Source organism: Sphingomonas sp. (genome assembly GCF_048594985.1).
Lineage (GTDB): Bacteria > Pseudomonadota > Alphaproteobacteria > Sphingomonadales > Sphingomonadaceae > Sphingomonas_I.
In genome coordinates this window covers 1-9,645 of record NZ_JBMDXG010000157.1, presented here as the reverse complement: position 1 = coordinate 9,645, position 9,645 = coordinate 1, and the positions used below count along the sequence as shown (strand labels likewise).

Here is a 9,645-nt window from a genome sequence, read left to right as displayed (position 1 = left end):
CAGCGATGGGATGGAGCGAGCAAGCAGCGCTCGAGGTTATTCGCGTCATCTTCGGCTCCCAAACCACTGAAAACGAAGTGGAACACTTCATCCAAATCTGGCGGCGGCTGCACGCCCGACGGCGCGCCGCGTGATCTATCTCGATTATCAAGCGACGACGCCGCTGGCGCCTGAGGCGCGTGCCGCAATGCTGCCGTGGCTCGATCGCTTCGGCAATCCGCATTCACCCCATCGACCCGGACGTGAAGCGGCGGCGGCAGTCGAGCTTGCCCGCGATCAGGTGAGCGTGGCCCTTGGCCAACAGGGCGGACGGCTGGTCTTTACGTCGGGCGCGACCGAGGCGGCCAATTGGGCGCTCTCCGCCGCCATCCGGGGCTCCCGCCGCAAGATCGTGACGCTGGCGACCGAACATGCCTGCATTCTGGATACGGCGGACGGGCTGGCCGCACAGGGGGCGGAATGCGTCATCCTGCCCGTGGACGCGGCGGGCATGGTCGATCTCGATGCGGCAGCGGATGCCATCGACGATCGGACCGCGCTCGTTGCGGCCCTGCTGGTGAATAACGAGATTGGTGTTGTGCAGCCGATCGCCGCACTCGCGGAGCTCGCGCATCGCGCCGGAGCGCACTTCTTCTGCGACGCGGTTCAAGGATTTGGGCGGGTAGCGATCCCTCTCCAAAGCTGCGATATGATCGCGATATCCGCTCACAAGATCTTCGGACCAAAGGGAATTGGTGCCCTGTGGTTGCGCAACGATAGCGTGATTGCCCCTTTCATTCACGGTGGCGGCCAGCAATATGGTCTCCGCTCCGGCACCCTCAGCCCGATGCTCTGCGCCGGTTTCGGGGCAGCGGCCGCGCTCGCGGCGGAGCGGTTCGACACCGACAACCGACATGTGGAAGCGCTTCAAGCCGCGGCGCTCGCCCTTCTGGGATCGGACTGGACGGTCAACGGCTCGTTGGCTGCGCGCTATCGGGGCAACCTCAATCTCAGGCGCGATGGCATTGATTCATCGCGGCTTATCTCCGAAGTTCGAGAAGTCGCCTTCTCTGCCGGATCGGCCTGCGCCAGTGGTTCGGGGCGGCCTAGCCATGTGCTTCGCGCGCTGGGCCTGTCGGATGCGGAGGCACGCTCCTCCATTCGTCTGGGCTTCGGCCGCTACACCACGGAGGATGAGATCAGGCGCGCGGCATACTTGATCAATGAGGCGGCCACGCGGCAAACCGAATGGGCATGAAGATCAAATTCGTTTCCGCCGATGGCGCCAATGTCACCGAAGCCGACGGAAAGACCGGAGACCGCCTGCTCGAAATCGCGCAAGCGCATGGGCAGGCATTGGAGGGGACGTGCGAGGGGCAGATGGCCTGTTCGACCTGTCACGTCATCATCGCGCCCGAGGATTTCGATAAATTGCCCCACGCCAGCGCGGACGAGGACGACCTCCTCGATCTGGCGGCGCACGTCACGCGCACCAGCCGTCTCGCTTGCCAGATCCTGCTGGAGGAAAGCTGGGACAGTCTGACCGTCCGCATCCCTCCCGACGCCTACGACATGCAGGGCCGCTAGGCTGCCTTGCGTGGTCTGTCCTCAGGCGCAGCCCCGGCGGCCTTGAGCAGCAGCCGTTCGAGCGTCCGCAAGCGGGCCGAGGATTCGATCTTGTCGCCGATCAGATCGGTTACGTAGAAGACGTCGATCGCGCGCTCCCCATAGGTTGCGATATGCGCCGAATGGATCGTGACCTTGGCTTCGAACAACGCATAGGCCAGCGCGTGCAGCAGCGCCGGCCGGTCCCCGGCATGCACCTCGACCACGGTGTAGCGGTTCGAGGCGTGGTTATCGATCAGGACGTTCGGAACCACCGTAAAGGCGTGCGCGCGGGTACGCGGCGCGGGCTTGGCGGCCAACTTCGCGGCGAGTTGACCGCGCGCCGCAAGCGCGTCTTCGACCCCCTGCGACAGGCGGCGCAGGCGATGGGGATCGTCGAACGCCTGACCGAACGGGTCCTGGACGAGGAAATTGTCGACCGCCATCCCGTCGCGGGTGGTGTGGACGCGTGCATCGATGATGTTGCCGCCCGCCAGATGGATCGCGCCGCAGATGCGATAGAACAGTCCGGGATGATCGCCCGCATAGACGGTAACGAGCGTGGCACCCCGTTGAGCGTCGGCCTGCGCGGCGATCGACAGCGCGCGCTCACCCGCATCGGCCGCCGCGATCAGGCGGGCATTCCGTTCGAGGATGTCGCTTCCCTCTGCCACCCAGTAGCTGTCCGGGAAGCGCTTGGCATAGGTTTCGAAACGGGTACGGCTCCACCCAAGCTCGACCGCCAGTTCCGCCCGCTTGAGCTCGATCCGCTCGTTGCGACCACGCTGCTTGTGGCCGAGACGAAGCACCTCCTCGGCGGCGTCGTAGAGGTCGGACAGGAGCTGGCGCTTCCAGCCGTTCCACACCCCCGGCCCGACCGCGCGGATATCGACGATCGTCAGCACCAGGAGCAGTCTCAGCCGCTCCGGACTTTGCACCACCTCGGCAAAGTCGAGGATGGTCTTGAAGTCGGACAGGTCGCGCTTGAACGCGGTCGCGGACATCAGCAGGTGATAGCGGACGAGCCACGCAACCGTCTCCGTCTCGGCTGCCGTCATGCCGAGACGGGGGCAGAGCCGTTCGGCGATCTCGGCGCCGAGGATCGAGTGATCCCCGCCCCGTCCCTTGGCAATGTCGTGCAGCAACACCGCGACATACAGCGCGCGCCGCGATACGAGCTGCCGGATGACCCTCGACGCGAGCGGATGGTCTTCGGCCAGTTCGCCCTGTTCGATGCAGGCGAGCAGGCCGATCGCGCGTAGCGTGTGTTCGTCGACCGTGAAGTGGTGGTACATATCGAACTGCATCTGCGCGACCACACGCCCGAAGTCCGGCACGAAGCGACCGAACACCCCCGCCTCGTTCATCCATCGGAGCACCTTTTCGGGGCTGCGTGGACTGGTCAGGATGTCGAGGAACAGCGCGTTCGCCTCGGCATCGTCGCGCACGTCTGAATCGATCAGGCGGGCATCGCGCGCGGCCTGACGCATCGCCAGAGGATGGATTTCGAGCTCGTACCGGTCCGCCAGCGCGAACAGCCGGATGAGGCGCACGGGATCGGTCTGGAAAAAATCGTCGCCAGGGACCGTCAGTCGCCCGCGATCCAGCGTGAACCCCTCGAGCTTACGTTTCCGGCGCGGCAGGCTCGGCAGGCCAAAACGCCGTGTCTTGGCGGCGAACGCCTCGTCGAGCTGGGCGAGGAACACGCCGGTCAGGTCGCCGACCTCCTTAGCGGTCAGGAAGTAATGGCGCATGAAGCGTTCGACCGCCGCTCGGCCCGGCCGATCGGTCGCGTAGCGCATCCGCTCGGCGATCTCGCGCTGGACATCGAAGGTCAGGCGATCCTCGGCGCGCCGCGCGATGATGTGGAGGTGGCAACGCACCGCCCACAGAAAATTCTCGGCACGGCGGAAGCGGCGCAGTTCCTGTGCCGAGAACAATCCCGTGCCGACCAGTTCGGCAACGGTGCGGACGCGGTAGACATACTTGCCGATCCAGAAGAGCGTGTGGAGATCGCGCAGACCCCCTTTGCGCTCCTTCAGGTTCGGTTCGAAGACGTAGCGGCTGTCGCCCATGCGTTCGTGTCGCGCATTCCGCTCGGCCAGCTTCTCGGCGACGAAGGTGCGTCCGGTCCCGCTCATCACCTCGCGTTCGAAGCGTGCGGCCGCCTCGTCGTAAAGCGCCTGATCGCCCCAGACGTAGCGCGCTTCCAGCAGGGCGGTACAGACGGTGAGATCGGCCTTGGCCATGCGTACCATGTCGTCGAGCGAGCGGCTCGAATGCCCGACCTTCAGCCCCAGATCCCACAGCGAGTAGAGGATCGATTCGATCACCTGCTCCGCCCAGGCGGTTTGCTTCCACGGCGTGACAAACGCGATGTCGACATCCGAATGGAGCGCCATTTCGCCCCGGCCATATCCCCCGACCGCCGCAAGGGTCAGCCGCTCGCTCGCGGTCGGGTGGTTGTTGGGATAGATGCGCTGCACCGTCAAATCGAAGACCAAGCGCAGGATCTGATCGGTCAGATAGGCGTAGGACGACGCGATCTCGGCACCGCGGCTCGGATGCTCGGCCAGGCGGCGCGCGATCTCGGCGCGTCCGTTGTCGAGCGCGCTCTTCAGGATCGACGTAGCGCGGTTGCGCAGATCCGCGCCCTCCCCCTCGATCGTCGCAAGCTGATCGGCAATCGCCCGCCGATCGACGATCACGCGACGCTGGGGCAAGGTATCGAAGCGGTTCGCCATGGCGGCGAGATAGGGGGCAACGCCCCCTCCGTCCATCGCGCCCGAAAGGACGGGGGGCGGTCAGCCTTGGGTTATCGCCAGGACCACGATCGCGGTGAACAAGGCCACGAGCCCGACGAGGAATATCCGGTCGGCCACCAGTTCGATCCGGCGCGAGCGCGCCTGCTCCTCGTCATTGCGCAGGGCAAGGTAGGACAGGACGCAGCTTGCGCCCAGCGCGACCGCCGCGAACCACGCAATCTCGTCGGCCAGGACGCTCCGCGCGACGCCGCTTACGTTGAGGCCGGCGATGATGAGGAGCGCGATGCCGAGAAGGTTGGAGGCGGCGCTGAGGATGTGGCTGGTGCGTTGCACGGGCGCGATCGTTGCACGTCTCCGGCTGTCAGCCAGCTGAACCAGCCGCAACCGCCTTGAGCCGGTAGACGAGATCGAGCGCCTCGCGCGGGCTGAGCGCGTCGGCGTCCGCCCCCTCGATCGCCTCGCGCAGGGGATCGGGCCGGGCTTCTTCGGCCACGCTCGCGGCGGCGAACAGCGGCAGATCGTCGAGCCCCGCCGCGAGCCCGCCCGTGGCGGCTCGCCCCGCCTCCAGCCGTTTGAGCACCTCCTTCGCCCGCGCGATCACCGGTGGCGAAAGGCCCGCGAGGCGCGCCACCGCGAGACCATAGCTCCGGTCGGCAGGCCCCGCCGCAACCTCGTGCAGCAACACGAGATCGCCCTTCCAGTCGCGCGCGCGGACATGATGGAGCGACAGCGCATCGAGCCGTTCGGCCAGCCGCGTCAGTTCGTGATAATGGGTCGCGAACAGGCAGCGGCAGCGGTTCACGTCATGCACCGCCTCGACCACGGCCCACGCGATGGCGAGCCCGTCATAGGTCGAAGTACCGCGCCCGACCTCGTCGAGGATCACGAAACTACGCTCGGTCGCCTGCGCGAGGATCGCGGCGGTCTCGACCATCTCGACCATGAAGGTCGATCGCCCGCGCGCCAGATTGTCGGACGCGCCGACACGGCTGAACAGCCGGTCGCACAGGCCCAACGTAGCGGAGGCGGCGGGAACGAACCCGCCGGCCTGGGCGAGGATCAGGATCGCGGCGTTCTGGCGCAGGAAGGTCGACTTGCCGCCCATGTTGGGGCCAGTGACAAGCCACAGCCGGTCGTGCGGCCCGAGGCGGCAGTCGTTGGCAACGAAGCGGCCGCCCGTCGCCGCGACTGCATTCTCGACCACGGGGTGCCGGCCTTCGCTGATCTCCAGGCAGGAACGGTCGACGATCGCGGGGCGGGTCCACCCGCCTTCCGCCGCGCGTTCCGCGAGGCCCGCCGCCACGTCCAACCGGGCGAGCGCGTCGGCGGTGGCGGCGATTTCGTGCCCACGCTCCAGCGCGAGCCCGACCAGCTCCTCGAGATGCGCCGCCTCCGCAGCCAAGGCATGCGCCCCCGCCTGGCCCACCTCGGTCGCGTGATCGTGCAGTTCGGGCGCGTTGAAGCGGACTACCCCGGCCAACGTCTGGCGATGTGTGAAGCCGCTTTCGGCGCGCATCAGCGTATCGGCGACGCGCGCCGGTACCTCGACATGATAGCCCAGCACATTGTTGTGCCGGATCTTGAGCTGCGCGATGCCTGTCCGCTCTCGGTAGCGCGCCTCCAGCGCCGCGATCGCGCGCCGGCCTTCGCCACCCCGCGCGCGCAACGCATCCAGCGCGGGATCGTAGCCCTCCGCGATATAGCCGCCCTGGCTCACGTCGATCGGCGGCGACGGCACGAGCGCGCGCTGGAGGCGATCGACGAGAGCACCATGGCCGAGGAAGGCGGGCAGCAATCCGTCGAGCAACGCCGGGCGCGGCGCCAGACCGGACAGCAGCCCATGCAAACGCCAGCCATGATCGAGCCCGTCGCGAAGCAATGCAAGGTCGCGCGGCCCGCCCCGCCCCGCCGCCAACCGTCCGAGCGCACGCGCGATGTCGGGCAGCGCGCGCAACGTGCCCCGCAGCCGCGCGCGCAAATCGCCGTCGTCATGGAAGAAGCCGACCAGGTCGAGCCGCGCCTCGATCGCTTGCGCGTCGGTCAGCGGTGCCGACAGGTCCGCGCTCAGAAGGCGCGCGCCGCCGCCGGTCACGGTGCGATCGATCGCATCGAGCAGACTGCCCTTGCGACCGCCCCCGCTCGCCACCGTGATCTCCAGGCTCTCGCGCGTCGCGGCATCGATCATCATATGATCGGCGGCGGCGCGATGGGCAGGCGGCTGAAGGAAGGGCAGGCTCCCCTGCCCTGCCCGCTCGAGATAGGTGAGCAGACCGCCGACCGCGCAAAGCTCCGCCCGGCCGAACTGGCCCCAGCCATCCAGCGTCGCGACGCCGAACAGGGCCTTCAGCCGCCTTTCGGCGGCAACACTGTCGAACCCGTCGGCGCGCGTCAGCGGATGGTCCACGACAAGATCGAAGGCCTCGGGGGCGACGACCTCAGCCGGATTGAGCCGCGCCAATTCCGCATCCAGGTTCGCAGGCGGGACCGGCCCCAGTTCGAACCGCCCGGTCGATATGTCGACGGCGGCAAGCCCTACGTCCCCACCGGTCTTCGCCACCGCCACCAGCCAGTTGGCCGCGCGCGCGTCGAGCAGCACCTCCTCCGTCAGCGTGCCGGGCGTGACGATCCGGACGATGCCACGCGCGACCAGCGCCTTCGATCCGCCCCTTTTCTTGGCCTGCTCAGGCGTCTCGGTCTGCTCGGCAATGGCGACGCGGTGACCCGCCTTGATCAGCCGTGCGAGATAGGATTCGTGGCTGTGCACCGGCACGCCGCACATCGGGATCGGCTCGCCACCATGTTCGCCCCGCGTGGTGAGCGCGATGTCGAGCGCGGCCGCTGCGACCTTGGCATCATCGAGGAACAGTTCGAAAAAGTCCCCCATACGATAGAAGAGAAGGCAATCGGCGGCCTGCGCCTTGAGCGCGAGATATTGCGCCATCATCGGGGTGGGTTGAGCGGTCACCGCGCCCGCTTACAAGGCCGCGCGCCGCTTGGGAAAGACGCATTAGCGTCGATCGCGGCGCTTGACCGCGTCGGCCGGCGGGGGCAGCGTCCGATCATGAGCGACAGCGCCGACCTGACCCTGACGATCACTTTCACGCCCGAATTGCTGGCGGCGATCGACGACTGGATCGCGCGGCATGACGAGCCGCTGCCGTCACGCGAGGACGCTGTGTGCCAGCTCGTATCCGGGCGCCTGGGCGCCGACGGGCCGTCCACCATCCTGCCGCAGTTCACGACAGGCCGCGACATCGTCTGATTGCCGGCGACGCGCGGCTCAGCGCGCGTTGCGTTTCAGGCTCTCGTCCATTCGGGCGAGTTGCTCCGGCGTTGCCGGCTGCTGGTGGCGCGCCTTCCAGTCGGCATAGGGCATGCCGTAGACGTGTTCGCGCCCCTGCTCCTTGCTGAGGGTCCCGCCCGAAGCCTCGGCGAGCCAATCGCCCAGGCAGTTGCGGCAGAAGCCGGCCAGACCCATCAAGTCGACATTCTGCGCGTCCGTACGATGCTGGAGGTGGGCAACCAGCCGGCGGAAGGCGGCGGCGGCGGTGGCGTCGTCATAATCGGGGAGCATGGCTCCGGTTACGCCTCAGCGCGGAAGCGGCCAAGCCCAGATCAGCACATTGGCGAGCAGGACAAGCGCCGCCACGATCATCAGTCCGCCCTGCATCCGTTCGCCACGGCGAACGAAACGCCACGCGCCACCGCCCGCGAGGGCGAAAGTCGCGAGAATGGCGAGCGAGAGCAGGGTCGGATCGGCGTGCATGAAAAAGCGGGCGGGGGCCGAACGCCCCCGCCCCACCCGTCAATGCTTCTTATCGCGCCAGATGTTGCGGTAGGCGCCATAAGTGAAGGCGGTCGCAATCAGCAGGTAGATCAGCGCCGCGACGCCCGCCCGATGCCGGTTCTCCAGCTTGGGTTCCGCCGCCCACATCAGGAATGCCGACACGTCATCCGCCATCTGGGGGACGGTTGCCTTGGTGCCGTCGGAGTAGGTCACCTGTCCCTCCGCTACCAGCGGCGGAGGCATCGCGATGTTAAGGTTGGCAAAGTGCGGGTTGTAATACAGGCCCGCCGGCGTCTTCGCGTCGGGGAACTTGCGGACGAGCTCGGCCGGCTGCTCCTCATAGCCTGTCAGCAGCGAGTAGAGGTAATGCGAGCCGCCCTCGCGTGCCTTGGCGATCAGCGACAGATCGGGCGGGAGCGCATTGTTATTCGCCGCGCGCGCCGCCGTTTCATTGGCGTAGGGCGACGGGAAATAATCGCTCGGCAGTGCCTTGCGCGTCGCCGCCTCGCCCGTGTCCGGATTGATCGAAGGCACTTCCACCGCCCATTGATTGGCGATCGCCTTCACCTCGGGCCCGGAGAAACCGATCCCTTCGAGATCGCGGAACGCCACCATCTTCATCGAGTGGCAGGCTGAGCAGACCTCCTTGTAGACCTGGAAGCCACGCTGGAGCTGTTGCCGGTCGTAACGGCCGAGCGGACCGTCGAAGGAGAAGGAAATCTCCTTCTCTCCCTTATGATATTCATGCGCGGCGGTCGGTGCCTCCGCCTCGCGCGGGGTGGTGATGAAACCCCACAGCAAGGCCAGCAGGAAGCCCGCACCGACGAGCGGAGCGATGAAGGGTCCGAAGAAACGGATCATGGTCTGTTATCCCCCCGGCTCAATCTTGCGTGCCGATGGGCGCGGCCTCGGCCTTCTCGCCGTGCAATACCGATTCGGAGATCGAATTCGGTAGAGGCAGCGGCTTTTCCATTGCCGAAACGATCGGCAGGATGATCAGGAAATGCGCGAAATAATAAGCCGCGCAGAGCTGGCTCAGGATGACGACCGTCGCGGTCGGCTCCGCCTGCCCTAACCAGCCGAGCGCGATCACGTCGACCACCAGTACCCAGAAGAACCATTTATAGGTCGGGCGGTAATTGGCCGAGCGGACGGGCGACCGGTCGATCCATGGCAGGAAGAACAAGAGCAGGATCGAGCCGAACATCGCGACCACGCCCCACAGCTTCGCGGGGACGCCCAGGAAGTCGCCAGTGAACGCCTTCAGGATCGCGTAGAAGGGCAGGAAATACCATTCGGGCACGATGTGCGCCGGGGTCGAGAGCGGGTTCGCCTCGATATAATTGTCCGGGTGGCCGAGCGCGTTGGGCATGAAGAACAGGAACAGCGTGAAGACGATCAGGAACACGCCGACGCCGAAGCCGTCCTTCGCCGTATAGTAAGGATGGAACGGCCGCTGCCGCTGCCCAACTCGATCACCGAGGCGGTGCTCGCGGGCAAGGGCGGGAC

Annotated in this window: 10 protein-coding genes; 3 read left to right on the top strand and 7 right to left on the bottom strand. The window is 66.8% G+C overall.

The genetic code is table 11. The features are described from left to right. Positions 1-130 precede the first annotated feature (130 nt). Both ACOJSF_RS06130 and ACOJSF_RS06125 read left to right on the top strand, forming a co-directional pair. Complete coding sequence (locus tag ACOJSF_RS06130; RefSeq protein WP_420141337.1) at positions 131-1,237, top strand: cysteine desulfurase family protein; 1,107 nt, start codon at positions 131-133, stop codon at positions 1,235-1,237. Next, positions 1,234-1,566 (top strand): 2Fe-2S iron-sulfur cluster-binding protein, encoded by a 333-nt coding sequence (locus ACOJSF_RS06125; RefSeq protein ID WP_420141336.1) that lies wholly within the window; start codon positions 1,234-1,236, stop codon positions 1,564-1,566. The genes ACOJSF_RS06130 and ACOJSF_RS06125 overlap by 4 nt, the downstream gene beginning before the upstream one ends. On the opposite strand, the gene ACOJSF_RS06120 is transcribed toward ACOJSF_RS06125, so the two are convergent. Genes ACOJSF_RS06120 through mutS form a run of 3 tightly spaced genes read right to left on the bottom strand, consistent with a single transcriptional unit; the run spans position 1,563 to position 7,293 of the window. Continuing rightward, positions 1,563-4,328 (bottom strand): [protein-PII] uridylyltransferase, encoded by a 2,766-nt coding sequence (locus tag ACOJSF_RS06120; RefSeq protein ID WP_420141335.1) that lies wholly within the window; start codon positions 4,326-4,328, stop codon positions 1,563-1,565. The two genes, ACOJSF_RS06125 and ACOJSF_RS06120, sit on opposite strands and share 4 nt — an antisense overlap. A 60-nt stretch (positions 4,329-4,388) precedes the next feature. Further along, entirely contained in the window at positions 4,389-4,682 is a 294-nt protein-coding gene (locus tag ACOJSF_RS06115) for a hypothetical protein (protein WP_420141334.1), read from the bottom strand. A gap of 28 nt (positions 4,683-4,710) precedes the next feature. After that, positions 4,711-7,293 carry a DNA mismatch repair protein MutS gene (gene mutS, locus ACOJSF_RS06110; RefSeq protein ID WP_420141338.1) on the bottom strand — a complete coding sequence of 861 codons (2,583 nt, stop codon included), beginning with the start codon at positions 7,291-7,293 and terminating at the stop codon, positions 4,711-4,713. A 117-nt stretch (positions 7,294-7,410) separates the two neighbouring features. On the opposite strand from mutS, the gene ACOJSF_RS06105 reads away from it, so the two are divergent. Continuing rightward, positions 7,411-7,611, top strand: a complete 201-nt coding sequence (locus ACOJSF_RS06105) for a hypothetical protein (protein ID WP_420141333.1) — start codon at positions 7,411-7,413, stop codon at positions 7,609-7,611. Between the two features lie 18 nt (positions 7,612-7,629). Here ACOJSF_RS06105 and ACOJSF_RS06100 read toward each other — a convergent pair whose 3' ends face one another. From ACOJSF_RS06100 to ACOJSF_RS06085, 4 genes are all read right to left on the bottom strand, one after another. Continuing rightward, complete coding sequence (locus tag ACOJSF_RS06100; RefSeq protein ID WP_420141332.1) at positions 7,630-7,923, bottom strand: DUF1244 domain-containing protein; 294 nt, start codon at positions 7,921-7,923, stop codon at positions 7,630-7,632. Positions 7,924-7,938: 15 nt separating this feature from the next. Next, positions 7,939-8,115: a hypothetical protein gene (locus ACOJSF_RS06095; protein WP_420141331.1), complete on the bottom strand. Its 177-nt coding sequence runs from the start codon at positions 8,113-8,115 to the stop codon at positions 7,939-7,941. Between the two features lie 39 nt (positions 8,116-8,154). Then, complete coding sequence (locus tag ACOJSF_RS06090) at positions 8,155-8,997, bottom strand: cytochrome c1 (protein WP_420141330.1); 843 nt, start codon at positions 8,995-8,997, stop codon at positions 8,155-8,157. Between the two features lie 19 nt (positions 8,998-9,016). Then, positions 9,017-9,645 (bottom strand): cytochrome b (locus tag ACOJSF_RS06085; protein ID WP_420141329.1); only part of this gene is annotated, 629 nt, incomplete at its 5' end.

Coding starts and splice junctions, on each gene's coding strand:
- ACOJSF_RS06125 (WP_420141336.1), top strand. CDS start 1,234: ATGAAGATCAAATTCGTTTCCGCCGATGGCGCCAATGTCACCGAAGCC.
- ACOJSF_RS06120 (WP_420141335.1), bottom strand. CDS start 4,328: ATGGCGAACCGCTTCGATACCTTGCCCCAGCGTCGCGTGATCGTCGAT.
- mutS (WP_420141338.1), bottom strand. CDS start 7,293: ATGATGGCGCAATATCTCGCGCTCAAGGCGCAGGCCGCCGATTGCCTT.
- ACOJSF_RS06105 (WP_420141333.1), top strand. CDS start 7,411: ATGAGCGACAGCGCCGACCTGACCCTGACGATCACTTTCACGCCCGAA.
- ACOJSF_RS06100 (WP_420141332.1), bottom strand. CDS start 7,923: ATGCTCCCCGATTATGACGACGCCACCGCCGCCGCCGCCTTCCGCCGG.
- ACOJSF_RS06095 (WP_420141331.1), bottom strand. CDS start 8,115: ATGCACGCCGATCCGACCCTGCTCTCGCTCGCCATTCTCGCGACTTTC.
- ACOJSF_RS06090 (WP_420141330.1), bottom strand. CDS start 8,997: ATGATCCGTTTCTTCGGACCCTTCATCGCTCCGCTCGTCGGTGCGGGC.